Here is a 26,532-nt window from a genome sequence, read left to right as displayed (position 1 = left end):
GCCCGAACCGTGACCGAGACCCAAGCCCCATCCCCGAAGTCGCCAGGACCGGAACCGTCCGCCACGCGAGGCCCGGCCCCGTCCGGGAACCCGCTCGACCGCCTCTTCGACCTGACCGGACGCGGCACGACCGTCGGCCGGGAGGTGCGCGGCGGCCTCACGACGTTCGTCGCGATGGCCTACCTGATCGTCCTCATCCCGCTGATCATCGGTGACGCCGAGGACGTCACCGGCGCCAAGCTCGACCCCGCGCAGCTCACCACCATGGTCGCGCTGTCGGCCGGGCTCACCACCGTCCTCATGGGCGTGGTCGGGAACGCGCCGCTCGCGATGGCCGCCGGACTCGGCGTCACCCCGATCGTGGTGTTCCAGGCCGCGCCGCACATGACCTGGCCGCAGGCGATGGGCCTGGTCGTCCTCGAAGGCGTCGTGATCGTGCTGTTCGCCCTGACCGGCGTACGGCAGCTCATCATGGACGCGATCCCGCTCGCGCTGAAGCAGTCCATCGGCGTCGGCATCGGCGCGTTCATCGCCCTGATCGGGCTGGTGGACGCCGGGTTCGTCGGCCACCACGAGGCCGCGTCCACGGCCGTCGGGCTCGGCGTGATGGGCAAGCTCGCGGGCTGGCCGGTCCTGGTGTTCTGCGCGGGGCTGATCCTCACCCTCGTGCTGTTCATCCGCAGGGTGCCCGGCGCGATGCTGATCGGCATCGCCGCCGCCACCGTGTTCGCCGTCGCGGTGAACTCCGCGGCGACGATCGACCCCAAGACCTGGGGGCCGGTCGTGCCTGAGGTGCCCGACTCGGTCGTCGCGACGCCCGACTTCGGGCTGCTGTTCGAGATCGACCTGTTCGGCGGGTTCGAGCGGGCCGGGGTCGTCACCGCGACCGTCGTGCTGTTCACGCTCGTGCTGTCCGGCTTCTTCGACGCGATGGGGACGATCCTCGGCGTCTGCGAGGAGGCCGGGATGACCGACGAGAAGGGCAGGCTGCCCGGCCTCAGCCGCATCCTCACCGTGGACGGGTTCGGCGCGATCGTCGGCGGCGGGGTCAACGGCTCGGCCAACACCGCCGTCGTCGAGTCCGCCGCCGGGGTCGCCGAGGGCGCGCGGACCGGCCTGGCGAGCGTCGTCACCGGCCTGCTGCTCACCGCGCTGATCTTCGTGACCCCGCTCGCCGGGGTGGTCCCCGTCGGCGCCGCCGCCCCCGCCCTGGTGCTGGTCGGCGCGCTGATGATGACGCACGCCCGCAAGATCGACTGGGAGGACCTGGAGATCGCCGTCCCGGCGTTCCTCACCATCGTGCTCATGCCGTTCACCTACTCGATCACGGTCGGCGTCGCCGCCGGCGTGCTCGCCTACACCGTGCTCAAGCTCGCCCGCGGCAAGGTCGCCGAGATCCACTGGCTGCTCTACCCGCTGTCGCTGATCTTCATCGCCTACTTCGCGCTGCATCCGATCGAAGAGGCGCTCGGCATCAAGTGAGGGAAGTGAGGACCGTCTATGCGTGAGATCGCCGCCCGGCTCCGCGCCTGGAACGGCGCGGGCACCGCCTACGCCGTCGCGACCGTCGTGTCGGCGCGGGGCAGCGCCCCGCGCCCGCCCGGCGCCGCGATGGCCGTGTCCGCGGACGGCGAGGCCGCCGGCAGCGTGTCCGGCGGCTGCGTCGAGGGCGCGGTGTACGAGCTGTGCCGCGAGGCGCTGCGCACCGGCGAGCCCGCCCGCGAGAGCTTCGGCTACAGCGACGACGACGCGTTCGCCGTCGGGCTGACCTGCGGCGGGACGGTCGAGGTGCACGTCCGCCCCGGCCCCGTCCCGGACGCGGGCCTGGCGGCGGTCTCACGCGGCGAGCACGTGGCGTTCGCCCAGGTCGTCCCCGGCGGCGACCTGCTGGTGGTGTGGCCCGACCGGCACCACGGGACGACCGGCCGCGCCGACCTGGACACGGCGGTCGTCGGCGAGGCGCGCGCCATGCTCGATGGCGGCCGGACCGGTATGCGGACCGTCCGCTGCCGCGACGACCTGTCGGTCTTCGTGCAGTCGTTCTCGTCCCCGCCCCGGCTGCTGGTGTACGGCGCGATCGACCACGCGGCGGCGCTCGCGCGGCAGGGGTCGTTCCTCGGCCACCGGGTGACGGTGTGCGACGCGCGGCCCGTGTTCGCGACGCCCGCCCGCTTCCCGGACGCGGACGAGGTGGTGGCCGACTGGCCGCACCGCCACCTGGCCGCCGAGGCCGAACGGGGCGCGCTGGACGGCCGCACGGCCGTGTGCGTCCTCACCCACGACGCCAAGTTCGACGTGCCGCTGCTCGCGGTCGCGCTGCGGCTGCCCGTCGCGTACGTCGGCGCGATGGGGTCGCGGCGCACCCACCGCGACCGGCTCGCACGGCTCCGCGAGGCCGGGCTGTCGGACGGGGAGCTGGCGCGGCTGCGCTCCCCGATCGGGCTCGACCTCGGGGCCCGCACGCCCGAGGAGACCGCCGTGGCGATCGCGGCGGAGATCGTCGCCGCGCGCCGCGGGGGCTCCGCGCTGCCCCTCGGGCGGACCGGCGGGCCCATCCACCACGATCGGCCGGCCGCCGCCCATGTGGCGTAGCGGACGGCCCGGACACCGAGGAGGACACCTGCCATGCCGCTGATCTTCCTGAACGGCGGGGCGATGCGCGGGGACCGCTGCACCACCTGCTGGACGGCGCGCGCCTGGTCGCCACGACCACCACCGCGCCCCGCTACCGCTTCTACTCGGTCGGGGACCAGTGCCCCGCCCTCTCGCCCGTCGCGCACGGCGGCACCGAGGTCGCCGGCGAGGTCTACGACGTCCCGATGGACGTGCTGCGCGACCGGCTGCTGCCCGCCGAGCCGCCCGAGCTGGAGCTCGGCGTGATCGAGCTGGCCGACGGGTCGTCCTCGCTCGCCATGCTGCTGCGGCGGCCCCACACCTCGTACGCCAGGCTGACCGACATCAGCGAGCACCGCAGCTGGCAGGCGTACCGACGAACGAAGGAGGCCGCTTGATGCGGCGATATGCCGTCAACTGCTCGATCCTCTTCACCGACCTCCCGCTGCTGGAACGGCCCGCAGCGGCGCGGGCGGCCGGGTTCGGGGCGGTGGAGTTCTGGTGGCCCTGGCCGAACGCCGCCGTCCCATCGGACGGCGAGGTGGACGCGTTCTGCCGGGCCGTCCAGGACGCCGGGGTCGAGCTGATCGGCCTCAACCTCTACGCGGGCGACATGCCCGCGGGGGAGCGCGGCGTGCTGTCGGACCCGGCGCGGACCGCCGAGTTCCGCGACAGCGTCGGTGTGCTGCTCGCGATCGCCGAGCGCACCGGCGTCCGCTCGTTCAACGCCCTCTACGGGCAGCGCCTCGACGGGGTGCCCGCCGCCGAGCAGGACCGCGTCGCCACCGCCAACATCGCGTACGCGGCGCGGGCGGTCGGCGCGATCGGCGGGACCGTGCTGATCGAGCCGCTCGCGCGGGGCCTGAACGGCGCGTACCCGCTGGAGACCGCCGCCGACGCGATGGCCGTCGTGGAACGCGTCCGCGCGGAGGGCCCGGACAACGTCCGGTTCCTCTTCGACAGCTTCCACCTCGCCAGCAACGGCGACGACCTGGAGAAGGCGGCCCGCGCGTACGCCGCCGACATCGGGCACGTGCAGATCGCCGACGCCCCCGGCCGCGGCCGTCCCGGAACGGGCGGCATCGACTTCGCCGCCCTGTTCGGCGTGCTCGACGCCATCGGGTACGGCGGCTGGGTCGCGCTGGAGTACAAGCCCCAGGGGCCGATGGAGCAGGAGTTCACGTGGATGGAGGTCCACCCGTCATGAGCAGGATCGGATTCATCGGCCTCGGCATCATGGGCGCGCCGATGGCGGCGCACCTCGTCGCCGCCGGGCACGACGTCACCGGCTACGACGTCGTCCGCAAGGGCCTGGACGCGCTGGTCGCGGCGGGCGGGACGGAGGCGTCCGGCGTCGCGGAGGCGGTCGCGGACGCCGAGGTCGTCGTCACCATGCTGCCGCAGGACGAGCACGTCGAGGACGTCTTCTTCGGCGCCGCCGGGATCCTGGAGAACGCCAAGCCCGGCACGCTCTACATCGACTTCTCCACGATCCGCCCGGAGACGTCCGTCCGGGTCGCCGAGGCGGGTGCCGAACGCGGCCTGCGGGTGCTGGACGCCCCGGTCAGCGGCGGCGAGAAGGGCGCCGTGGACGCCGTCCTGTCGATCATGGTCGGCGGGTCGGAGGCCGACTTCGCCGCCGCCGCGCCGGTCCTGCGCGCCGTCGGCAGGACGGTCGAGCGGGTCGGCGGCAGCGGCGCCGGGCAGTACGTCAAGGCCGCCAACCAGCTCATCGTCGGCGGCACGTTCGCGCTGGTCGCCGAGGCGATCGTGCTGATGGAGGCCGCCGGGGTGGACGCCAAGGCCGGGATCGACGTGATCGCGGGCGGGCTCGCCGCCAGCCGCGTCCTCGACCTCAAGCGCGACTCGATGCTGGCCCGCGAGTTCGCGCCCGGCTTCCGCATCGACCTGCACCACAAGGACATGGGCATCGCCACCGCGGCGGCCCGCACCGCGGGCGTGTCGCTCCCGATGACCGGCATGGTCGCCCAGCTCGTCGCCGCCGCCCGCGCCCAGGGCCACGGCTCGCTCGACCACTCGGCGCTGCTCAAGGTCGTCGAGGACCTCTCGGGCCGTACCCGGGCCGCCTGACCGTTCGCCCGACCTACCGCCCCGACCAGAACGGACGGCCGGCCCCCGACCGAGCGCCAACTCCAACCAGGAGGCCGGCCGTCCGCCCCAGAAGGGACATTCAAACATGCCGAAGATCCCCGTGATGAGCGCGGTCGTCGAGGTCCTCAAGTCCGAGGGCGTCGACATCGTGTACGGGTGCCCGGGCGCCGCGATCCTGCCGCTGTACAAGGCGATGGAGCAGGACGGCGGCATCGCGCACCTGATCGTCCGGCACGAGGAGGGCGCCACCCACATGGCCGACGGCTGGTCGCGGACGACCGGGAACGTCGGCGTCGCGATCGGCACCTCCGGCCCGGCCGGCACCAACATGATCACCGGGCTCTACACCGCGCAGGCGGACTCGGTGCCGATCATCTGCGTCACCGGGCAGGCCGCCACCTCCAAGCTGCACCAGGAGGCGTTCCAGGCGGTCGACATCGTCGAGATCGCGCGGCCCGTCACCAAGTGGGCCGTCCAGGTGAAGGAGGCCGCGCAGGCGCCGTGGATCTTCCGCGAGGCGTTCCGGCGCGCGCGCTCCGGACGGCCCGGGCCGGTGCTGATCGACCTGCCGATCGACGTGCAGAAGCAGCTCGTCGAGTGGGACGCGGAGATCGACGCGCCGCTGCCCGTCACCCCCGTCGAACCGCACGCGCCGCGCGTCGAGCGCGCCCTGGACCTGCTCCTGGAGGCCGAGCGCCCGCTGATCCTCGCGGGCGGCGGCGTGATCCTCGCGGACGCGCACGAGGAGCTGCGCGAGCTGGCCGAGCTGCTCCAGGTCCCCGTCCAGGCCACGCTGATGGGCAAGGGCTCGTTCGACGAGGACCACCCGCTGTACGCCGGGATGACCGGCATCCAGACCTCGCAGCGGTACGGCAACGCCTCGTTCCTCGAATCGGACCTCGTGCTCGCCCTCGGCGCCCGCTTCGGCGACCGGCACACCGGCGAGCTGGACGTCTACCGCGAGGGCCGGCGCTTCGTCCACGTCGACATCGACCCGACGCAGATCGGCAAGGTGTTCGGCCCGGACCTCGGCGTCGTGTCCGACACCCGCCTGTTCCTGCGCGCCATCACCGACCTCGCGCGCGAACGCGGCGTGACCGGCGCGCCCGGCGCGTGGACCGAGCGCGTCCGGGAGCTCAAGGCGACCCTCACGCGCCGCGAGGACTTCGACGACACCCCGATCAAGGCGCCGCGGATCTACAAGGAGATCAACGAGTTCTACTCGTCCGACACCTACTTCGTCACCGCGATCGGGCTCTACCAGATCTGGGGCGGCCAGCACCAGAAGGCGCCGAAGCCGCGGCACTACCAGGTCTGCGGGCAGGCCGGGCCGCTCGGCTGGGAGATCCCGGCCGCGATCGGCGTCAAGACCGCCCTCGCGCGGACCGAGCCGGACGCCGAGGTCGTCGGGATCGTGGGCGACTACTCGTTCCAGTTCCTGGTCGAGGAGCTGGCGGTCGCCGCGCAGTACCGGATCCCGTTCGTCCTCATCATGATCAACAACGAGTACCTCGGGCTGATCCGGATGGCCGAGGACCACGGCGGCTACGCCATGGAGTACGAGGTCGACATCCACTACGACGCCACCGGCTCCGACAACGTCAAGATCATGGAGGCGTACGGCTGCTCCGGCCGCCGCGTGCTGGAGCCCGGCGAGATCCGGCCCGCCCTCGAATGGGCCCGCAAGGAGGCCGAGCGCACGTCCCGGCCCGTCCTGGTCGAGATCATGATCGAGCGGGAGTCGAACACGGCCAACGGCGTCCGGATCGACGCGATGAACGAGTACGAGCCGCTCCCGGAGCCCACCGCATGATCCACCGAACGCCCTTTCAGGGACAATCGTGAACAGAGCACAGCAACCCGCCAGGGGAGGGGCCGCGTGAACGACGGCTACGACCTGGTGGTCCGGTCCCGGCGGGCCGTCCTCCCCTACGGGGAGCGGCCCGCCGCCGTCGCGGTGCGGGACGGCCGGATCGCCGCCATCCACGACGTCGGCGTCCCCCTCCCGGCCGCGGCCGAGGTGGACCTGGGCGACCTCGCCCTGCTGCCCGGCCTCGTCGACACCCACGTCCACGTCAACGAGCCGGGCCGCACGGAATGGGAGGGGTTCGCCACCGCCACCCGCGCCGCCGCGGCCGGCGGCGTGACGACCCTGATCGACATGCCGCTCAACTCGATCCCGCCGACCACCACGCCCGCCGCGCTCGCCGCCAAGCGCGCGGCGGCGCGCGGCGCCTGCCACATCGACGTCGGCTTCTGGGGGGGCGCGGTCCCCGGCAACGTGCCGTCCCTGCGCCCGCTGCACGACGCCGGGGTGTTCGGGTTCAAGTGCTTCACCGCCGACTCGGGCGTCCCGGAGTTCCCGCCGCTGTCCCCCGACGGGATGGCGGAGGCGTTCCGCGAGATCGCCTCGTTCGGCGGCCTGGTCATCGTGCACGCCGAGGACCCCGAGGCGCTCACCGCGCCGTCCGACGGCGGCTACCCGGCGTTCCTGGACTCCCGACCGCCGTCCTCCGAACGCCGCGCCGTCGAGCACGTCATCCGCCTCGCCGAGCAGACCGGCGTGCGCGCGCACATCCTGCACCTGTCGAGCGCCGACTGCCTGGAACCCCTCGCGAAGGCCCGCTCCCGCGGCCTGCCCGTCACGGCGGAGACCTGCCCCCACTACCTCACGCTCTCCGCCGAGGACGTTCCGGACGCCTCCGCCACCTCCTACAAGTGCTGCCCGCCGATCCGCGACGCCGCCAACCGCGAGGCGCTCTGGACGGGCCTCGCCGAAGGCGTCATCACGGCCGTCGTCACCGACCACTCGCCGTCCACGCCCGAACTCAAACAGGGCGACTTCGCCACCGCCTGGGGAGGGATCTCCTCCCTCCAACTCGGCCTGCCCGCCGTCTGGACCGCCGCCCGCGCCCGCGGCCACGGCCTCGGCGACGTCGTCCGCTGGATGGCCGAGAACACCGCCGCCCTCGCCGGCCTCGCCCGCAAGGGCCGCATCGCCGTCGGCAACGACGCCGACCTCGTCGCGTTCGCCGCCGACGAGCCGTTCACCGTGGACCCCGCGAACCTGCACCACCGGCACCCGGTCACCCCGTACGCCGGCCGCACCCTCACCGGCGCCGTGCAGGCCACCTGGCTGCGCGGCGCCGTCGTCGACGGCACCCCGTCCGGCGAGCCGCTGAACCGATAGGAGAGTACGTGTCGGATTTCACCTCCCTGCCCGACCTGGCGGTGCGGACCCTCGGCGGGTCCGTGATCGCCGCCAGCGACGAGTCGTTCGAGGAGAAGGAGAACCTCCTCAACCCGTGGGCCCCGAGGTTCTCCCCGGGCACGTTCGGCCCGAAGGGGCAGGAGTACGACGGCTGGGAGACCGCCCGGCGCCGCCCCGACGCCAACGGCGACCTCGGCCACGACTGGGCGCTCGTCCGCCTCGGCCTGCCCGGCGTCATCCGCGGCGTCGTGATCGACACCGCCTGGTTCAAGGGCAACTTCCCGCCGCACGCCTCCGTGGACGCCTGCGCCGTCGAGGGCCACCCGTCGCCCGCCGACCTCGCCGCCGCCGACTGGACGGAGATCGTCCCGCCGAGCCCGCTCAAGGGCGACACCGCCCACGCGTTCGACGTCGCGTCCGGCCGCCGCTTCACCCACGTCCGCCTGAACATGCTCCCCGACGGCGGCATCGCCCGCCTCCGCGTGCACGGCGACGTCGTCCCGGACCCGCGCCTGCTCACCGGCCTCACCGTCGACCTCGCCGCCCTGGAGAACGGCGCCCGCGTCGTCGGCTGCTCCAACATGTTCTACTCCTCGCCGGACAACATGCTGTTCCCCGGCCTCGCCCGCAACCAGGCCGAGGGCTGGGAGACCGCCCGCCGCCGCGACCCGGGCCACGACTGGGCCGTCGTCCGCCTCGCCGCCCCGGGCCTGGTCCGCCTCGCCGAGATCGACACCACCCACCTGAAGTTCAACGCCCCCGCCGCCGTCACCCTCTCCGGCGCGTCGTCCCCCAACGGCCCCTGGCGCGACCTGCTCCCGCGCACCCCCGTCCAGCCCGACGCCCGCCACCGCTTCCGCCTGGCCCCCGGCGAGCCGTTCACCCACGTCCGCGTCGACCTGCACCCCGACGGCGGCCTGGCCCGCCTCCGCCTCCTCGGCGACCTCACCCCCGAAGGCGAACGAGCCCTCCATACCCACTGGTCCACCACAATGTGACACCGATCACTCACGCTATGAAATCACCCACCGTGGGTGATGACTGAGTAACTTTCCGTCACATGGTCAGCAAGCGCCACGAGGGCCCGATCCACATCATCCGCAACAACCCGGAGGTGATAGCCCACTTACTCCGCGACGCGTTCGGCCTCGTCCTGCCCGAGTACACGTCCGTGATCAACGGCTCGGAGGAGTTCACCCAGGTCGCCCCCGCCTCCTACCGGGGCGACAACGTCGTCCTCCTCTGCGGGAAGGACCCGGCCCGCCCGTCCCTGGCGGTCGTCGCGGAGACCCAGCTCAAGATCGACAGCGACAAGCCGTTCACCTGGCCGGTCTACGCCTCGGTCCTCAGGGAACGCAAGCGCTGCGACGTCCTCCTGGTCGTCTTCTGCACCAGGAAGAGCGTCGCCGCCTGGGCCGACACCAGCATCGACCTCGGCCACTCCCGCTTCCAGCTCCGTCCCCTGGTGATCGGCCCCGGCACCGCCCCCCTCGTCACCACCACCGGCGAGGCCGCCCGCAGACCCGAACTCGCGATCCTCGCCACCCTCGTCGGAGCCGCCGGCGAACCCGACCAGGCGTCGATGGAGATCGTCCACGCCGCCCTCGCCACTCTCAACAACGCAGGTCACAAAGACGCGGTTCTGTATTCTGAGATGGTGCTCGACGCGCTCCCGAAGGCCGCGCAACGCATCCTGGAGGCACTCATGACCACCGGCACCACAGAGTTCAAAAGCGACTTCGCCAAACGCCACGAGGCCCGCGGGAAAGCCGAGGGCAAGGTCGAGGGTGAGGCGAAGGCGCTTCTGCTGGTTCTGGCGGCCCATGGGATCGAGATCTCCGAGGAGCAGCGGGAGATGGTCACTGGGTGCCAGGACACCGCCGTGCTGGAGGAGTGGCTGAAGCGGGTCGCCACGGCAGAAACGATCGAGGACGTTCTCGGGTGAGGTGAACGGGCCGGGGACGGCCACGGAGAGGTCGCTCCAGTGAAGAGCGGCCCCGCGCGGTGTGCGCGGGGCCGCTTTTCGGTCACTGCTCCTCGGCGGGCTCTTCCTCCAGGAGGTCGTCGAACTCGCCGTCCTTGACGCCCAGGATGAAGGCGTCCCACTCGGCCTCGGTGAAGTAGAGGATCGGGCCCTCGGGGTTCTTCGCGTCGCGCATCACGACGGCCCGCTCACCGAAGTCCTTGTGCTGGACGGGAACGTCCTTGCCATCGATGAACTCGATGATGACGCCGTCCGTGAGGATCGGCTCGTGCTCGGTCACTGCGCACCTTCTTCGTACCGGCTCCTGGTCGGCTCCAAATCTAGTGCGCGGCGCCGCGTCCGAGCGCGGGTTCAGGGCCGGTCGAAGCCGAGGGTGTACTCGCCGGAGCCGCTGTAGGCGTGCACGCGGTAGCGGTACGTGCCCGGGGTCCCGTTGTAGTTGATCGACTCGTCCGGGTCGGGGCTGGTGGACTGCGCGACGGTGGTCCAGGCGCCGCCGTTCTGCTTCTGGAGGTAGAGGTCGAAGTCCACCCCGGCGGGGCCGTCGAGGCACGCGCGGTGGGCGCCGGACGCGGTGGTGGTGTAGTTGCCGTTCGGCTGGTACTGGTTGCCGCCGCTGGTGAGCGAGGCGCTCACCTTGGTCTGGTACTGGTCGCACGCGCCGCCGGGCGGGTTGCCGCCCTCGGTGACGATCTCCCGGCCCTGCTGGGCGAGGATCTGGAGCACCTCGCCGACGGGCTGGAAGTACGTCTCGTCGCCCGAGCCCTGGCCGTTGTTGCACGACCCGGAGCCGCCGGACGTGATGCCCTGCGCCTGGCCGCCGGACTGCGTGATCAGCGCGCCGCCCGAGTCGCCCGGGTCGGCGCAGATGGCGGTGCGGATCAGCCCGGTGACCGTGCCCTCCTGGTACTGGACGGTCGCGTTGCGCTGGGCGATCGTCGCGCACCACAGGCGGGAGTTGGTGGTGCCGCCGGAGCGGCACACCGGGGTCCCGACGGGGGCCTCGGTCGCGCCCTGCACGCTCTCGTACGTGCCGTTCCACCGGTTGACCTTCGGCGTCGGCGTCCACTGGCTGTTGGTGTTGACCCACGCGTAGTCGTTGCCGGGGAACGAGGAGCCGCCGAACGTCCCTTGCGACACCTGGTTCGAGCCCGAGGTGGTCTCGCCGGTGTCACCGCAGTGGCCCGCGGTGATGAACCCGTTGGTCACCGAGAACGCGACGGAGCAGCCGTACTGGGTCGTCCAGTAGCGTTCGCCGCCGACGATGTCGTAGAGCGGGCGGGGCTTGGCGGTGGTCTTGACGATCCGCACCGCGCCCGCGTCCACGCCGCTCGCGGCGACGAACCTCTTGGCGGCGGCCACCGAACGGGCCTGCACGACGACGGTGTTGGTCTCGTTGTCGACGTACCAGGCGTTGACCGTCTTCGCCGCCGAACGGGCGTGCGCGTTCAGCGTGCTCTGCACGGAGCCGAGCGCGCGTTCGCTGTGCCGGACGACCTTCGGCTGGGCGCCCGCCGCGCGGATCGTTCCCGCGGCGGAGGCGTCGGTGGTCGCGACGACGACCTTCCCCTTCGCGTTCTCGGGGACCCACGCGCCGCCGAAGCGCGAGCCGAGCTTCATGCGCAGATCCTTCTGGATCCGGGCGGCGGGGTCGGTGGACGGAGCGGGCGCGGCCGGCCGGGCGGGCGCGGCGGCGGTACCGGGACTCGCGTGAACGGGGCTCGCCAGGGCGGCGACCAGAGCGGCCGACCCGGCGACGCCCACAAGGAGGCGTGCGCGATCCATGTGACTCTCCATGGGAGATTGCGGGGGAGGGGAGAGAGATGGGGCGCCCTTTTGCCGGACTGTACGGCGGGGCCCGGACGCCGACAACGCATCGCCTCCAAGTGGTTTTTCACTGTTGATTGCGTTGGCGTCGAACGACCGCGAACGCGCGCGGGGGGATCGGCGAACGAAAGGTGACCCCCCACGCTGCGGGAAGGCGCACTGTGTTGGCCATAGACAAGGCAACGGCGACGAACCGTCCACCGCGAACGACCGACGCCGAGATCCTCCGGACGTCGATGCGGGAGCCCGAGGCGTTCGCCGCCCTCTTCGACCGCTACTACACCGCGATCCACGGGTACGCCGCGCGGCGGCTCGGGCACGGCCTCGCGGACGACGTCGCCGCCGAGACGTTCCTCGTCGCGTTCGACCGGCGCGGGAGCTACGACACGGGCCGCCCCGACGCGCGGCCCTGGCTGTACGGGATCGCGTCGAACCTCATCGCCCGGCACCGCCGCGCGGAGGTCAGGCAGTACCGGGCGCTCGCCCGTACCGGCGCGGACGACGTGGCCGAGGGGCACGCGGACCGCGTCGCGGGACGGCTCGACGCGCAGGCCGCGCGCGGGCCGCTCGCCGAGGCCCTCGGCGACATCGCGGACGGCGACCGCGACGTGCTGCTGCTCGTCGCCTGGGAGCAGTTCGCCGTGCAGGAGGCGGCCGAGGCGCTCGGCATCCCGCCCGGCACCGCGCGGTCGCGGCTGCACCGGGCGCGCAGGCGGATCCGCGCCGCGCTCGGCGAGACCGACCCCACGACCCTCGGAGAGGACCTCGACCGATGAACGACCTGGACCTCCTGCGCGGCGCCTGGGACGAGCCCGCCCCGCCCGCCCGCGCCGCCCGCGAAGCCGCCCGCGCCGCGCTGCTCGACCGCGCCGCCGCATCGAAGGAGACCATCGTGCCCCCTACCACCGTGCCCCCCGCCACCGAGACTCCCGCGGCCGCCGCGCGCCGTACGCGGCGCGTCCGCCTTCCGAAGGCGGGCGTGCGCCTCGCGGCCGTCGGAGTGCTGGCGGCGGCCATCGCCGCCGGGGTCACGGTCGTGCAGGGCTCCGGAGGCACCGACGAGCACGGGCGGCCCCGGTCGGCCGTGCCGGGCGTGCCGGCCGGGCCCGTCGCGAACGCCTCCGAGGCCCTCGAACGGGCCGCGCGCGCCGCCGAGTCCCGGCCGTTCACCCCGCCCCGGCCGGACCAGTGGATCTTCACCGAGTTCCGGGGCCGGAAGGGCTCGACCCCGAACGGCCCGCTGTCCCGCGATCCGGGGAAGATCCGCGTCACGCGGCACTGGCAGCGGGCCGACGGCAAGAAGGCCGCGCTGATCGAGAAGGGCCGGCTGGAGATCCTCGGTACCATGCCGACGACACCGCCGTCCGACTACCCGTCCCTCGCGGCGATGCCGACCGAGCCCGGCGCCCTGCTCGCGTGGGCGTACAGGGGGCTCGGCGGGCTGGGGGAGACGGCCGAGGGGCGCTACTCGACCACGTACACCATGCTCGGGGCCGTCCTGCGCGACAACGTCCTGCCGCCGAAGGTGGAGGCGGCGCTGTACCGCGCGATCAAGCGGATCCCCGGCGTGCGGCTGGAGCGCGGGGTGGACGCCGCGGGCCGTCCGGCGCTCGCGCTCGGCCGCCTCACCGAGGGCTGGCTGAGCGAGCAACTGCTCATCGACCCGAAGACGTACACCTACCTGGGTGAACGTTCGGTCGCCGTCAAGGACCACACCAGCCGCGGCGACGACGGGTCGCTCACCTACCGCAAGGGCGACCTCGGCATCCTGTCGGTGCGGCTGAAGGCCGCCGTCGTCGACAAGCCCGGCCAGACCGCGCCCTGACCGCGCCGCCCGCGTCCGCCGCGCACCCGCGCGGCGGGCACGGCGGGCGCCGGCGCGTCAGAAGCCGGTGAGCAGCCTGGAGGCGGCCGTCTCCAGGCGCTGCTGGATCTCCTCGGCGGTCGCGTGGCCGCGCAGCATCTCGATCATCTCCATCGTCCAGACGCTCGATAGCGCCTTGGCGACGACGCGGCGCTCGTCGTCCGCCGGGATCTCCGACTCGGGGCCGACGGCGGCGCGCAGCAGCAGCCCGGTCATCCGGTCGCCGAAGTCGGTCTTGACGTCCGACAGCAGCAGCGAGCGGATCAGCGCCTCGGCGAGCTCGGGCTCGCGCATCAGCCCGCGCGTCGCCCGCATCAGCACCTCGACGGCCCGCTGCGGCGACGCCCCGGCGCGCGGCGGGCGGCGCTCGATGCTGCCCTCCAGCAGGTCGAGCTCCTCGCTGACGACCGCGACGACCAGGTCCATCTTCGAGGGGAAGTAGCGGTAGAGGGTGCCGAGCGCGACGCCCGCGCGCTCGGCGACGGTGCGCATCTGCATCGCCTCGATGCCGCCGCGCGAGGCCAGCGCGGCGGCGGCCTGGACGATCCGCTTGCGCCGCTGGTGCTGGCTGCGCGACCGTACACCCTGCTGAACCGGCTGACCGGCGGTCTTGCCGTCGGCCGCCGTCGGTTCTGCGGTCACGGTGCCTACCCCTTCCCCGCACGGGCCCGACGCCCGTGCACCTGCCCCGGCCCTCCAGCCTACAGGCCCTTTGAGAACGTGTTATCTAAAAGCGCGCTGGAGAGCCGCTGGAGCCTTCCTCGACCTCACCGACAACCCGCACTTACTCGGAAAAGGCGAGCAGGTCGGGACGCCGCCATGGTCCTAGAATGCGTTCTAGTTGAGATCGTCCGCCCGGACCGCCGCCGGTACTGTGGAACGCCGGTGAGTACCGTATCGCGGTGGGGAGTGGAACGGGCGTGGGACCCAACGGCAGGCCGTCCCGCCGGGGCTGGTCGGCACGGCAGCTCCAGATCCTCGACCAGTTCGAGGGCATCATGGTCCGCGAGGGCTTCCGGCACCTGACGATCGGCGACCTGGCCGGACGGCTGCACTGCTCCCGCCGGACCCTGTACTCGCTGGCGCCGAGCAAGGAGGGCCTGGTCCTGCTCGCGCTCGGCCGCCTGCTCGACCGCACGGGCGACTCGGCGCGCCGCCGCGCGGAGGAGGGCGCCGATCCGGGCGTCCGGATCGAGGCGTACCTGGAGGCGGCGATCGAGCCGCTGCGCGCGGCGTCCCCCGCGTTCGGCGCCGACGTCCAGGCGTACGCGCCGACCAAGCGCCTCTACGACCGCCACCAGGAGCTCACGATCGGCGCCCTCGAACGCCTCGTGGACGAGGGCGCCCGCAGTGGAGCGTTCCGCCGCGCCAACCCGGCGCTGATCGCGCAGATCCTGGACGCGGCGCTGACCCGCCTGCGCGACCCCGCCGTCCACGAGAAGGCCGGCGTCACCCGCCCCGAGGCGTTCGCCGAACTCGCCGCCCTCCTGCGCCACGGCCTCCGGCCCGCGGACCCGGCCCGCTGACCCGCCCGCGGCGACCGAGGCGAACCGCCGGGCCCGGTCTGTCCTGGGCGGGGACGAGAACTCGTTCCCTTCGGGGTTTGGCGGGGTGGGGGCGGATGGGGGCGTAGGTGGTTTTCCGCTGGGGGGAACGTGGGTGATCACGGCTCTGGACACCGACTAGAATCTGTTCTAGTTTTGCGGCCGTAGGGCGGAGCTGGAGGTGGGCGCGGGTGACCGTGGCACGACTGCTGGAGGCGCGGGCCTCCGACGACCGTCCCGGTCTGCGGTGCGCCGGGGACGGCAGGGCCTGGACGTGGCGCGAGGTCGTCGCGGAGTGCGCCGCGCGGGCCGCGTGGCTGGAACGGCGCGGCGGCGGGGACCGGCCCCTGCACGTGGGCGTGCTGCTCGACAACGTTCCCGAGATGGTGTTCCTGCTCGGCGGCGCGGCGCTGTCCGGCGCGGTCGTGGTCGCGCTCAACACCACGCGCAGCGCGGCCGAGCTGGCGGGCGACGCCGAACGGGCCGACTGCGACCTGGTCCTCTACCAGGAGCGGTACGCCGGGCTCGCGCGCGGCCTCGGGCCGTCGATGGACGTGGACGGCGAGGCGTACCGGGCGGAGCTGAAGCCGGCGCCGCCGCCCCGGACGGACGGGATCGCGGACGGCACGCTGCTCATGCTGATCTTCACGTCCGGCACCTCGGGCCGGCCCCGCGCGGTGCGGGTCACGCACCGCAAGGTGGCCGTGCCCGGCGAGAACCTGGCGGGCCGGATGCTGACCGCGGGCGACGTCGTCTACTGCCCGATGCCGCTGTTCCACTCCGGCGCGATCATGGCCGCCTACGCGCCCGCGCTGGCCGCGGGGGCCGAGCTCGTCCTGCGGGAGCGGTTCTCGGCGTCCGGGCTGCTGCCCGACGTCCGCGCGTTCGGGTGCACCTACCTGCACTACGTCGGCAAGGCGCTGTCGTACGTCCTCGCGACGCCGGGCCGCGAGGACGACGCCGACAACCCCCTGAAGTTCGCGTTCGGCAACGAGGCGGCGCCGCTCGAACAGCGGGCGTTCGGCGAACGGTTCGGCTGCTTCGTGGTGGACGCCTACGGGTCGTCGGAGACCGCGATCTCGTTCTCGCCCGACCCCACCGGGCCGCCGGGCGCGCTCGGCCGGCTCACCGAGGGCGTCAAGATCCTCGACCCGGAGACCGGCGCGGAGTGCCCGCCCGCGCGGCTCGACGCCGACGGGCGGCTGCTGAACGGCGACGCGGCGATCGGCGAGATCGTCAACACCGAGGGGCACGGCCTGTTCGACGGCTACTACAACGAGGACGCGCCCGACCGGCTCCGCGACGGCATGTTCTGGAGCGGCGACCACGCCTACGCCGACGAGAACGGCTACGTGTTCTTCACGGGGCGTTCCGCCGACCGGCTCCGCGTGGACGGCGAGAACTTCGGCGCCGCCCAGGTCGAACGGGTCCTCGCCGAGCTGCCGGGCGTACGGCGGCTCGCGGTGTACGGGGTGCCCGACGTCGCGTCCGGCGACCAGGTGATGCTCGCGCTCGTCCCCGACGGGGACCCGGACGCGTTCGACCCCGAGGCGTTCGCCGCGTACCTGCGCGGGCGCCGCGACCTCGGCCCGAAGTGGCCGCCCCGGTACGTGCGGGTGTCGGCGGAGCTGCCCGCCACCGCGTCCAACAAGATCCTCAAGCGCCGGCTGGCTCAGGACGGCTGGCGCACCGGCGACCCGGTGTGGTGGCGGCCCGGCCGCGAGCTGACCTACCGGCGGATGACCCCCGATGACGTGGCCCTGCTCCGGACGGAGTTCGAACGGCGCGGCCGCCTGCACCTCCTGGAAGGGAGCGGATGAGTGGACTTCAACCTCGACGAGGCCCAGCAAGACCTGCGGGGGCTCGCCGCCGACCTGCTCGCGCGCGAGGCGTCCCAGGAGCGCCTGGAGGGCTTCGAGAAGAGCGGCGCGGCCTATGACGCCGGGACCTGGAAGGCCCTCGCGCAGGCCGGGCTGCTCGGCGCGACGCTGCCGGAGGAGGTGGGCGGCGCGGGCCTCGGCCCGGTCGAGCTGACCGTGGTGCTGCGGGAGATCGGCGCGGCCGTCGCCCCGGTGCCCGCGTACGCCTCGCTCGCGCTCGCCGCGCTGCCGGTCGCCCGGCACGGCACCGCGGAGCAGAAGGCGCTGCTCGCGCCGCTGGCCGAGGGCGGGACCGTGCTGACCGGCGCGTACCGCGAGGTCGGGCCGGCGGGAGTGATCGCCGCGACCGCGCGCCCGGACGGCGGCGGCCACGTGCTCGACGGCGTGAAGACCTTCGTGCCGTACGCCGCCGAGGCGGCCCGCGTGCTGGTCCCCGCGCGCGTCGAGGGCGGCGGGATCGGGGTCTTCCTGGTCGAGCCGTCCGCCGCCGGGGTGGCGCTGACGCCGCACCCGTCCGCGACGTCCGAGCCGCTGTCGCGGATCGAGCTGAACGGCGTGCGCGTCGGCCCGGAGGCGCTGCTCGGCGGCCGGGCGGACGGGGCGGCCTGGGACACGCTGCGCCGTTCGGCCGTGATGGGCGCGGTCGCGCTGTCGTCCGGGGTCATCGACGGCGCACTGAAGATCACCACCGAGTACGTCAAGACCCGCGAGCAGTTCGAACGGGCGCTCGCGCAGTTCCAGGCCGTCACCATGCAGATCGGCGACGTCTACATCGCCAAGCGCGCACTGGACGTGGCCGTGTGGGCGGGCGCCTGGCGGTTCGGCGAGGGCGCGCCCGACGTGGACGAGGTCCTGGCCATCGCCGCGTACAACGCCGCCGACCCGGTCGTGAAGGCCCTCTACACCTGCCAGCACCTGCACGGCGGCATCGGCCTCGACGTCACCTACCCGCTGCACCGCTACTTCGCCTGGGCCAAGCACGTCGGGCATCTGCTCGGCGGCGCGGAGGACCAGCTCGACACGCTCGGCGCGCTCGTCGCCGCCGGACAGGAGGCGTGAGTTGTTCATCGACCTGACGGACGAGCAGAAGAAGCTGCGCGCCGAGCTGCGCGAGTACTTCACCGGCTGCCTGGACGCCGAGCAGCGCGCCGCCATCGCGGACGACCCGTTCGGCACGTCCTACATGGAGCACTGCAAGCGGCTCGGCCGCGACGGGATGCTCGGCGTCGCGTGGCCGAAGGAGTACGGCGGGCGCGGCTACGGCCCGATGGAGCAGCAGATCTTCGCCAACGAGATCGCGCGCGCCGAGGTCCCGTACCCGATCATCACACTGAACTCCGTCGCCCCGACGATCCTCCAGTACGGCACCGACGCGCAGAAGGAGTTCTTCCTCCCGAGGATCCTCGCGGGGGAGTGCCACTTCGCGATCGGCTACAGCGAGCCCGGCGCCGGCACCGACCTCGCGTCGCTGCGCACGACGGCGGTGAAGGACGGCGACCACTACGTGGTGAACGGCCAGAAGATCTTCACGTCGGGGGCGCACTACTCCGGCTACATCTGGCTCGCCGCGCGCACCGACCCGGACGCGAAGAAGCACAAGGGCATCTCGATGCTCATCGTGGACTGCGATGACCCGGGGTTCTCGTGGACGCCGATCGTGACGATGGACGGCCGCCACCACACCAACTCCACGTACTACCAGGACGTGAAGGTCCCGGCGGACATGCTCATCGGCGAGGAGAACAAGGGCTGGGACCTCATCGTCAACCAGCTCAACCACGAGCGGGTGACGCTCGGCCCGGCGGGCAACATCGGGCACACCTACGACCGGTTCGAGCGCTGGGCCCGTACCGCCAAGGGCCGCGACGGCCGCGCGCCGATCGAGGAGCCCGCGGTGCGCCGCGCGGTCGCGCAGGTGTACGGCTACCTGCGCGTCAACGAGTTCCTCAACTGGCAGGTCGCCGCGAACCAGGACCTCGGCTGGCTCGGCGCCCCGGACGCGTCCGCGACCAAGATCTACGGTTCGGAGCGGATGCAGGACGTCGGCCGGATCGTCGGCGACGTCCTCGCCCGCTACGGCGACCCCGGCGACCCGGCGACCGCCCGGTTCATCGAGGTGCTCGACCACGGGGTGAAGGGCGCGGTCGTGCTGACGTTCGGCGGCGGCGTGAACGAGATCCAGCGCGAGCTGATCGCGATGATCGGCCTCGGGCTGCCCCGGGCGCCCCGCTGACACCGGCACCGGACAGGAGACAGGACGTGCATGAGGAGTTGACCGCCGTCGCGGACCGGCTGGCGGCGGCCGGCGAGCGGCCCGCGGCGCCGTGCCAGGACCCGGTGAACGCGGCGATGATCCGCAACTGGACCCAGGCCCTCGGCGACCCCGGGAACTGGGACGACGTCGCGCCGCCCGCCATGATCCAGGTGTGGTCGATGCCGGGCCTCGCCGAGGCCAAGGCGGGGAGCGTCGCCGACGAGCCGCTGCGGATGCTGAACGACAACGGTTACACCGGCGTCGTCGCGACCAACTGCGAGCAGACCTACGACCGGTACGTGAAGGTCGGGGAGACGCTGCGCTCGACGATGCGGTTCGGCGGGGTCACCGGGCCGAAGACGACCGCGATGGGCGAGGGCTACTTCGTCACCTGGTACCAGACCTGGTACGGCGCCGACGGCGGGCGCGTCGCCGAGATGCTGTTCCGCGTCCTGAAGTTCAAGCCCCGGCAGCGGTCCGGCAAGGGCGGGGGCGGCGCCGCGAAGAAGGCCGGCCGCTACCCGCTGCGCCCCGCGATCGGGCAGGACACCGCGTTCTTCTGGGAGGGCGTCGACGCGGGGGAGCTGCGCGTCCAGCGCTGCGCCGCGTGCGGGACGCTGCGCCACCCGCCGGGCCCGATGTGCCCGCGCTGCCACTCGACCGACCGCGACCACGTCGTGGCGAGCGGGCGCGGCACCGTGCACAGCTACGTCGTCCACCACCACCCGCCGGTGCCCGGCCGCACGCCGCCGTACGTCGTCGCGGTCGTGGAGCTGGAGGAGGGCGTCCGGATCGTCGGCAACGTCAACGGCTGCGCGCCCGAGGACGTCAAGGTCGGCATGCCCGTCCGGCTGACGTTCGAGCGGATGGACGACGAGCTGACCCTCCCGCAGTGGACCCCGGCCGACGCGCCGCCGCCCGAGCCCGAGCCCGAACCGGAGGCGAGGACGGTCCCGGAGGGCGCGCTGGAGATCGAGCTGACGCCCACGTTCGTGATCGCGACGGCGCTCGCCACGCGCGACTTCACGCCCGTCCACCACGACACCGCGCTCGCCCGCGCGCAGGGCTCCAAGGACATCTTCGTCAACATCCTCACCACGATGGGGATCGTCCAGCGGTACGCGCTGGAGGCCGTGGCCGGCGACGCGCCGGACGCGGAGCTGGAGAGCATCGCCGTGCGGCTCGGCGCCCCCGCGTACGCGGGGGACACGCTGGTCGTCACCGGCGAGCGGGTGGACGAGCGGACGCTGAAGGTGCGCGGCGAGGTGTCGCTCGGCGACCACGTCACCGCGACCGTACGGCTCAAGGAGAGGGGGCCGCCCGATGAGCGTGTCCGGGAAGGCGGCGATCGCGGGGATCGGCGCGACCGAGTTCTCCAAGGAGTCGGGCCGCTCGGAGCTGCGGCTGGCGGCCGAGGCGTGCCTGGACGCGATCCGCGACGCGGGCCTGAAGCCGTCCGACGTGGACGGGCTCGTCACGTTCACCGCCGACGCCAACTCCGAGATCGCCGTGCAGCGGGAGCTCGGCATCCCCGCGCTGCGGTTCTTCTCCCGCGTCGACTACGGCGGCGGCGCGGCGTGCGGGACGGTCGCGCACGCCGCGATGGCCGTCGCGACGGGCCAGGCCGACGTCGTGGTGTGCTACCGGGCGTTCAACGAGCGGTCCGGGCACCGGTTCGGGCAGGCCAGCCCGTCGTCGCGGGCCGACTCGACGGGCCTGGAGTTCTCCTGGCACCTGCCGTTCGGGTTCGCGACGCCCGCCGCGTGGGTGGCGATGCAGGCCCGCCGCTACATGCACGAGTACGGCGCGACCAGCGAGGACTTCGGGCGGGTCGCGGTCGCGATGCGCCGGCACGCCTCGACCAACCCGAAGGCGTGGTTCCACGGGCGGCCGATCACGCTGGACGAGCACCAGGCGTCCCGGTGGATCGTCGACCCGCTGCACCTGCTGGACTGCTGCCAGGAGTCGGACGGCGGCGTCGCGATCGTCGTCACCAGCGCGGAACGCGCCCGCGACCTCCGCCAGCGGCCGGTCGTGATCAACGCGGCGGCGCAGGGCACCGGCCCGGACCAGATGATGATGTTCGGCTACTACACCGGCGACCTGGCGTCGCTGCCCGCGATGGGCACCGTCGGCGACACGCTCTGGCGGCAGTCGGGCCTCGGGCCCGGCGACGTGCAGACCGCGATCCTCTACGACCACTTCACGCCGTTCGTCCTCGTCCAGTTGGAGGAGCTGGGCTTCTGCGGGCGCGGCGAGGCACGCGACTACATCAAGGACGGCGGCATTGAGCTGGGCGGACGGCTTCCGGTCAACCCGAACGGGGGTCAGCTGGGTGAGGCGTACATCCACGGCATGAACGGCATCGCCGAGGGCGTCCGGCAGGTGCGCGGCACCTCGGCCAACCAGGTCCCGGACGTGAGCAACGTGCTGGTGACCGCGGGGACCGGCGTCCCGACCAGCGGACTCGTGCTCGGCGCCGCCTGACCCGGGCGCCCCCGCCGCCCCGGGCGCCGCCGCGAGCGCGGCGCCCCTGCCGGACCCGGCGGGCCTCCGTACGCGATCGCGCCCTCGTACGGAGGCCCGCCGTCAGCCTCTCCCGGCCGCCGTCACCTTGACGCCGGCGTTTTTACGCGCTTTCACGTCGTCCTTGACGCCCCCGTCCGCGCCAACGGCGGCACCGCCGCCCGTGTCGGCCGGGCCGTCCGCCGTGCCGTCCGCCGGGGCGGACGCGAAGTTCACGCCGTTCTCCAGGATCGCGAACGCGTCGTCGGCGGCCTCGGCCAGCGAGGTGTAGCCGAGGTCGGCGGAGTGCATCGCCTCCACGGCCGCCTGGAAGCCGCAGCCGATCGTCGAGGCGACGACATGGGGGCGCAGGTCGGCCGCGGGGTCGACGTTCATCCGCCGCGCGACCGCGCGCGTGATCAGCTCCATCTTCTTCTGCGTGTGCTCCAGGCTGCCCGCCATCAGCGTGCCGCTCTCGTTGGTGAGCTGGAGCAGGCAGGTGAACCGGCCGGGGTCGAAGCCGAGCCCGCCCGCCTCGCAGGTGTGGCAGACCGACACCACGGCGCGGCGCAGCGCCGTCATGACCGGCTCGTCCGCCGGGCGCGCCGCGAAGGCGTCGAGCACGCCGTGCATCAGCTCCTCTTGGAAGGTGAGCGCGACGTCCTCCTTCGAGGCGAAGTAGCGGAAGAAGGTGCGGGACGAGACGTCGACGGCGTCGGCTATCTCCTCGACGGTGGTGGCGTCGAAGCCCTTCGCGGAGAAGAGCTCGAACGCCGCGTCGATCAGCGCTTCGCGCGTGCGCATCTTCTTGCGCTCGCGGCGGCCCATGGGCCGGGGGCGAGGACCCGCGGGACGGGCCTCGGGGGCGGACGCGGTCATGTGCGAAGTGTAACGACCCGGAGATCCTCAGCCAAGTGACAAGGCGTGACGAGTGTCACGGTACGAATATTGGCAGTCGTACGCCATGGGCATTTGACGACAAGTGTCATCTCATGACAGTTTGAGGCCGGTCAGTTCTCGCACTCCGCCTGGAGGCCCTTCCATGTCCAGTTCCGCCGACACCGGCGTCCTGCCACCCGGTCCCCACCCCGCGGGGCCGCCCGCCCGGTCCCGCGGCCCGTCCCGGGCGCGGTCCGGGCGGCCCGGGCACGGCCACCCGTGGCTCACCCTCCTCGCCGTCGCGCTCGGCGTGATGATGGTCGGGCTCGACGCCACGGTCGTGTCCATCGCCAACCCCGCGATCGCCAAGGACCTGAACGCCGACCTCGCCGGGCTCCAGTGGGTCACCAACGCCTACCTGCTCACGCTCGCCGTCACGCTCGTCCCGGCGGGCAAGATCGCCGACCGGTTCGGGCGCCGCCGCACGTTCCTGGCGGGAGTGATCGGCTTCGCCGTCTCCTCGGTGCTGATCGGGCTGTCCGGCGGCCTCGGCATGGTGATCTTCTGGCGCGTGGTGCAGGGCTTCGCGGGGGCGCTCCTGCAACCGGCCAGCCTCGCCATCCTGCGCAACTCCTTCCCCGCCGAACGGCTCAACGCGGCCATCGGCATCTGGGGCGCCACCGTCGGGGTGTCCATCGCGGGCGGCCCGATCGTCGGCGGCCTGCTCGTCCAGCACGTCAACTGGGAGTCGGTGTTCTTCCTCAACGCCCCGCTCGGGCTGCTCGCGCTGGCGGTCGGGCTGTGGGTGATCCGCGAGTCCCGCGACGAGGAGGCCGCCGGGTCGTTCGACCTGCCCGGCGTCGCGCTGCTCAGCGGCGCCCTGTTCGGCCTGGTGTGGGGCCTGATCAAGGCGGGCGAGGACGGCTTCGGCGACGCGGTGCCGCTGCTGTCGTTCGCCGCCGCGGTGGTGCTGCTCGCCGCGTTCGTGGTGAACGAGCTGCGCGTCGAGCGCCCCCTGCTGCCGCTGTCGCTGTTCCGCTCGGTGTCGCTGTCGGCCGCGACGGGGCTGATCGTGCTCGGCTTCTTCGGCATGTTCGGGACGATCTTCTTCATCACCCTCTACCTCCAGCAGGTGCACGGCCTCGGCCCGGTGGACGCGGGCGTGCGGCTGCTGCCGATGACCGCCGTGTTCATCGTCGCCTCGCCGCTCGCCGGGGCGCTGACCAGCCGGTTCGGGCCGCGGCTGCCGCTGGTGCTCGGGATGCTGTTCACCGCGGCGGCGATGTTCGGCCTCTCGCGGGTCGGGGCCGACGCCCCGTACGTGCAGCTCTGGCCGTGGTTCGTGCTGGTCGGCCTGGCGTTCGGCTTCGTCATGGTGCCCGGCACCGAGGCGATCGTCGGGAACGCGCCGAAGCACCTGGCGGGCGTCGCCGGAGGGCTCCAGCAGACCGCCGCGCAGATCGGCGGCGTCCTCGGCACCTCGGTCCTCGGGACGCTCCTGTCCACCCGCGTCGGCGACGTCCTGGTGGGGCGCCTGACCGAGGCGGGGGTGCCGGACGCCGCGGCCGGGAGGCTCGCGGGGCAGTCGGGCCTGGTGTCCCAGGGGGTGGCGCCCGTCCCGCCGGGCACGCCCGCGCCCGCCGCCGAGGCGATCACCACCGGCAGCCACCTGGCGTTCATGGACGGCTTCCAGTCCGCCCTGACGGTCGCGGGCGTGGTCGCCCTGGTCGCCGTCCTCGCCGCGCTCCTGGTGAAGCGGGGACAGACGCCGGTCGAGGGCGCCGCCGCGCTATGACCGCGCGGGCTTGCGGGCCGAGAAGCGGAACGAGGTCTTCCCCCTCGTGATCGAGACGTCCTCGAAACCGGCCGCCTCCAGGCGGGCGGGCAGGGTCTCCGGCGGAACGACCACGAGGGTGTCGAAGAGGTGGATCAGCCGGAACCCGAACGAGTCGAGGCCGTCGCTGCCCGCGAACACCCCGCCCGGCCGCAGCACCCGGTGCGTCTCGGCGAACAAGCGGTCCTGGGCGGCGGGCGACGGCACGTGGTGCAGCATCGTGAAGCAGCACGCGCCGCTGAACGAGCCGTCCGGGAACGGCATCGCCGTCCCGTCGCCCTCGACCACGTTCACCGTGGGCCCCGCCAGCCGGCGCAGCCGCGCGGTGAGGTCCGGGTCGATCTCCAGCGCGGTCAGGCCGGGCGCCCGGCGGCGCAGCACCCGGGTGGTCGCCCCGTAGCCGGGCCCGACCTCCAGGGCGTCCGGCCCGAGATCGGCGCCTTCGAGCGCCCAGGGCAGCAGGGTCCTCTCCACCTGGCGGGCCCAGACCGTCGAGCGGCAGCACCACTGGTGGAAGCGATTCATCGGCATGGTCCGACGCTAGAGTCGGGACGGGACGCCGGATACGAGGTGAGAAGACGGATGATGTCGCGATCCGGACAGACCGGGGAGGCGGAGGCGCGGGACGCGTTCGCCCTCCACGAGCCCGGCGGGGCGCTCATCATCGGCAGCTTCGCGATGCCGTCCTGGCGGAGCTTCGGGCGGCACGAGCACGACTGGCACCAGATCGCGTGGGCGGCCGAGGGCGTCCTGCTGGTCGAGGCGGCCGGGGCGACGTGGGTGCTGCCGCCGCCCCGCGCCCTCTGGATCCCGGCGGGCGTGCCGCACGCCACGTCCGCGCACGTCCCGGCGAAGATGCGGAGCCCGTACCTGCGCCCGGACGCGTGCCCGGTGGACTGGACGGAGCCGACGGTGATCAACGTGTCGCCGCTGCTGCGCCAGCTCATCCTGTACCTGGCGGACCCGGGGCTGGACGACGGCGCCCGCGTCCGCGGCGAGGCCGTCGTGCACGACCTGGTGGAGCCCGCGGCGGTCGGCACCGCGGGCGTCGCGGTGCCGATGCCCGCGGACGCCCGGGCGCTGCGCGTCGCCGAGGCGCTGCTCGCCGACCCCGCCGACGGCCGCACCCTCGACGCGTGGGGACGGCTCGTCGGGGCGAGCGGCCGGACGCTCGCGCGGACCTTCGAGGCGGAGACCGGGATGAGCTTCGGGCGCTGGCGCACCCAGGTCCGGATGCGCGCGGCCCTCGGCCACCTCGCCGAGGGCCTTCCGGTCACGTCCGTGGCGCACCGTGTGGGATATGTGACGCCGAGTGCGTTCGTGGCCGTTTTCCGCCGGGCTTTCGGCGTATCCCCGGCCCGCTACTTCCAGAGCGCTTAGGCTTGCCGGGATGATGGGCGGGTTTCTGAAGCGGTACCCGATGCCGCTGGCGTTCCTGGGTCTGTTCGGCGCGATCTGGGTGGTGCAGGAGTACGCGCTGCCCCCGGCGGCGCGCCACGACCTGATCGCCTGGGCGAGCACCAACCTGGCGAACCTGACGGTCAACCCCGTCGGCACGATGATCGTGTCGGCGTTCGTCGCCGAGGGCTCCCAGGCCGTGCTGCTGGTGGTGATCGCGCTCGGGCTGTTCCCGGTCACCCGCAGGTTCGGCAACCTGCGCGCGGTGCTGCTCGTCGCGGCGGCGCACGTGCTCGGCACGGTGGTCAGCCAGGGCATCGCGTTCGTCCGGCTCGAACTCGGCCTGCTGACCGACTCGGTGCGGACGATCCCCGACGTCGGCCCGTCCTACGTGCTGTCGGCCGCGCTCGTCGCCGCCGTCCTGTACGGGCCGGGCCGGGTGCCGAGGCTGCTCGCCTTCGCCGGGTGGGCCGCGCTGTCCCCGTACCTGTTCGACGGGTTGGCGTCGCTGGAGGTCGCGGCGGTCGGGCACGCCGTCGCGATGGTGAGCGGCGCCGCGGTGGGCGGCGTCCTGCTCCTGCACGAGCGCCGCCGGGCCCGGACCCGCACGCCGGACGCCCGCGACGG

At 73.3% G+C, this 26,532-nt stretch carries 23 protein-coding genes and 2 pseudogenes; 20 read left to right on the top strand and 5 right to left on the bottom strand.

All coding sequences use genetic code 11. From position 1 onward, the window contains the following. Positions 1–9 precede the first annotated feature (9 nt). From GEV43_RS05625 to GEV43_RS05585, 9 genes are all read left to right on the top strand, one after another. Complete coding sequence (locus GEV43_RS05625; protein WP_160819765.1) at positions 10–1,482, top strand: NCS2 family permease; 1,473 nt, start codon at positions 10–12, stop codon at positions 1,480–1,482. Positions 1,483–1,500: 18 nt separating this feature from the next. Then, positions 1,501–2,592 carry an XdhC family protein gene (locus GEV43_RS05620; RefSeq protein WP_160819764.1) on the top strand — a complete coding sequence of 364 codons (1,092 nt, stop codon included), beginning with the start codon at positions 1,501–1,503 and terminating at the stop codon, positions 2,590–2,592. A 77-nt stretch (positions 2,593–2,669) separates the two neighbouring features. After that, positions 2,670–3,011 (top strand): gamma-glutamylcyclotransferase, encoded by a 342-nt coding sequence (locus GEV43_RS55860; protein WP_375539083.1) that lies wholly within the window; start codon positions 2,670–2,672, stop codon positions 3,009–3,011. Further along, complete coding sequence (locus tag GEV43_RS05610) at positions 3,011–3,820, top strand: hydroxypyruvate isomerase family protein (RefSeq protein WP_160819763.1); 810 nt, start codon at positions 3,011–3,013, stop codon at positions 3,818–3,820. Before GEV43_RS55860 ends, GEV43_RS05610 begins: the two co-directional genes overlap by 1 nt. Beyond that, positions 3,817–4,704 (top strand): 2-hydroxy-3-oxopropionate reductase, encoded by an 888-nt coding sequence (locus GEV43_RS05605; protein ID WP_160819762.1) that lies wholly within the window; start codon positions 3,817–3,819, stop codon positions 4,702–4,704. Before GEV43_RS05610 ends, GEV43_RS05605 begins: the two co-directional genes overlap by 4 nt. 106 nt (positions 4,705–4,810) lie before the next feature. Next, a complete protein-coding gene (gene gcl, locus GEV43_RS05600; RefSeq protein WP_160819761.1) occupies positions 4,811–6,538 on the top strand; it encodes a glyoxylate carboligase in 1,728 nt (575 codons plus the stop codon). Between the two features lie 66 nt (positions 6,539–6,604). Then, positions 6,605–7,915 carry an allantoinase AllB gene (gene allB / locus GEV43_RS05595; protein ID WP_160819760.1) on the top strand — a complete coding sequence of 437 codons (1,311 nt, stop codon included), beginning with the start codon at positions 6,605–6,607 and terminating at the stop codon, positions 7,913–7,915. Positions 7,916–7,923: 8 nt separating this feature from the next. Further along, positions 7,924–8,934 (top strand): allantoicase, encoded by a 1,011-nt coding sequence (gene alc / locus GEV43_RS05590; RefSeq protein ID WP_309239469.1) that lies wholly within the window; start codon positions 7,924–7,926, stop codon positions 8,932–8,934. Positions 8,935–8,996: 62 nt separating this feature from the next. Beyond that, positions 8,997–9,881, top strand: a complete 885-nt coding sequence (locus GEV43_RS05585; RefSeq protein WP_160819759.1) for a hypothetical protein — start codon at positions 8,997–8,999, stop codon at positions 9,879–9,881. Between the two features lie 82 nt (positions 9,882–9,963). Here the strand turns inward: GEV43_RS05585 and GEV43_RS53625 are convergent, their stop codons facing one another. Further along, positions 9,964–10,200 (bottom strand): DUF397 domain-containing protein, encoded by a 237-nt coding sequence (locus GEV43_RS53625; RefSeq protein WP_309239468.1) that lies wholly within the window; start codon positions 10,198–10,200, stop codon positions 9,964–9,966. Positions 10,201–10,271: 71 nt separating this feature from the next. Next, positions 10,272–11,705 (bottom strand): S1 family peptidase, encoded by a 1,434-nt coding sequence (locus GEV43_RS05575; protein WP_160819758.1) that lies wholly within the window; start codon positions 11,703–11,705, stop codon positions 10,272–10,274. 278 nt (positions 11,706–11,983) lie between these two features. Here GEV43_RS05575 and GEV43_RS05570 point away from each other — a divergent pair, with 278 nt between their 5' ends. Together GEV43_RS05570 and GEV43_RS05565 are read left to right on the top strand one after the other, a co-directional pair. Further along, positions 11,984–12,523 carry an RNA polymerase sigma factor gene (locus tag GEV43_RS05570; protein ID WP_160819757.1) on the top strand — a complete coding sequence of 180 codons (540 nt, stop codon included), beginning with the start codon at positions 11,984–11,986 and terminating at the stop codon, positions 12,521–12,523. After that, the gene (locus tag GEV43_RS05565; protein WP_160819756.1) at positions 12,520–13,572 is read left to right on the top strand and encodes a CU044_5270 family protein; all 1,053 of its coding nucleotides are present in this window, start codon (positions 12,520–12,522) and stop codon (positions 13,570–13,572) included. Before GEV43_RS05570 ends, GEV43_RS05565 begins: the two co-directional genes overlap by 4 nt. Before the next feature lie 57 nt (positions 13,573–13,629). On the opposite strand, the gene GEV43_RS05560 is transcribed toward GEV43_RS05565, so the two are convergent. Continuing rightward, the gene (locus GEV43_RS05560; protein WP_160819755.1) at positions 13,630–14,253 is read right to left on the bottom strand and encodes a TetR family transcriptional regulator; all 624 of its coding nucleotides are present in this window, start codon (positions 14,251–14,253) and stop codon (positions 13,630–13,632) included. 278 nt (positions 14,254–14,531) lie between these two features. Between GEV43_RS05560 and GEV43_RS05555 the strand changes: the two genes are divergently transcribed. From GEV43_RS05555 to GEV43_RS05530, 6 genes and pseudogenes are all read left to right on the top strand, one after another. After that, positions 14,532–15,137: a TetR/AcrR family transcriptional regulator gene (locus GEV43_RS05555; RefSeq protein WP_160819754.1), complete on the top strand. Its 606-nt coding sequence runs from the start codon at positions 14,532–14,534 to the stop codon at positions 15,135–15,137. A gap of 209 nt (positions 15,138–15,346) precedes the next feature. Further along, positions 15,347–16,975, top strand: coding sequence for an AMP-binding protein (locus GEV43_RS05550; RefSeq protein ID WP_160819753.1), 1,629 nt, complete (start codon positions 15,347–15,349; stop codon positions 16,973–16,975). Further along, positions 16,976–18,094 (top strand): acyl-CoA dehydrogenase family protein, encoded by a 1,119-nt coding sequence (locus GEV43_RS05545; protein WP_160819752.1) that lies wholly within the window; start codon positions 16,976–16,978, stop codon positions 18,092–18,094. A gap of 1 nt (position 18,095) precedes the next feature. After that, positions 18,096–19,268, top strand: a complete 1,173-nt coding sequence (locus GEV43_RS05540) for an acyl-CoA dehydrogenase family protein (RefSeq protein WP_160819751.1) — start codon at positions 18,096–18,098, stop codon at positions 19,266–19,268. A 116-nt stretch (positions 19,269–19,384) separates the two neighbouring features. Then, positions 19,385–20,518: pseudogene (locus tag GEV43_RS55855) on the top strand (OB-fold domain-containing protein); the annotation flags it as partial. Between the two features lie 94 nt (positions 20,519–20,612). Further along, the gene (locus GEV43_RS05530) at positions 20,613–21,776 is read left to right on the top strand and encodes a lipid-transfer protein (RefSeq protein WP_160819750.1); all 1,164 of its coding nucleotides are present in this window, start codon (positions 20,613–20,615) and stop codon (positions 21,774–21,776) included. A gap of 102 nt (positions 21,777–21,878) precedes the next feature. Here the strand turns inward: GEV43_RS05530 and GEV43_RS05525 are convergent, their stop codons facing one another. Beyond that, a complete protein-coding gene (locus GEV43_RS05525; protein WP_160819749.1) occupies positions 21,879–22,673 on the bottom strand; it encodes a TetR family transcriptional regulator in 795 nt (264 codons plus the stop codon). A 163-nt stretch (positions 22,674–22,836) separates the two neighbouring features. Here GEV43_RS05525 and GEV43_RS05520 point away from each other — a divergent pair, with 163 nt between their 5' ends. Next, positions 22,837–24,468: an MFS transporter gene (locus GEV43_RS05520; protein WP_160819748.1), complete on the top strand. Its 1,632-nt coding sequence runs from the start codon at positions 22,837–22,839 to the stop codon at positions 24,466–24,468. Here the strand turns inward: GEV43_RS05520 and GEV43_RS05515 are convergent. Further along, positions 24,463–25,038: a class I SAM-dependent methyltransferase gene (locus GEV43_RS05515; RefSeq protein WP_160819747.1), complete on the bottom strand. Its 576-nt coding sequence runs from the start codon at positions 25,036–25,038 to the stop codon at positions 24,463–24,465. The genes GEV43_RS05520 and GEV43_RS05515 overlap by 6 nt on opposite strands. A 51-nt stretch (positions 25,039–25,089) precedes the next feature. Here GEV43_RS05515 and GEV43_RS05510 point away from each other — a divergent pair, with 51 nt between their 5' ends. Together GEV43_RS05510 and GEV43_RS55850 are read left to right on the top strand one after the other, a co-directional pair. Beyond that, positions 25,090–25,887, top strand: a complete 798-nt coding sequence (locus tag GEV43_RS05510; RefSeq protein WP_206681070.1) for a helix-turn-helix transcriptional regulator — start codon at positions 25,090–25,092, stop codon at positions 25,885–25,887. A gap of 10 nt (positions 25,888–25,897) precedes the next feature. Further along, positions 25,898–26,404 (top strand): annotated as a pseudogene (locus GEV43_RS55850) (rhomboid-like protein); the annotation flags it as partial. Positions 26,405–26,532: the final 128 nt, after the last annotated feature.

The organism is Actinomadura sp. J1-007 (genome assembly GCF_009793335.1).
Classification (GTDB): Bacteria; Actinomycetota; Actinomycetes; order Streptosporangiales; family Streptosporangiaceae; genus Spirillospora; species Spirillospora yumaensis.
The sequence above is the reverse complement of the archived record's forward strand: the minus strand, read 5'-3'. Positions and strand labels throughout refer to the sequence as shown.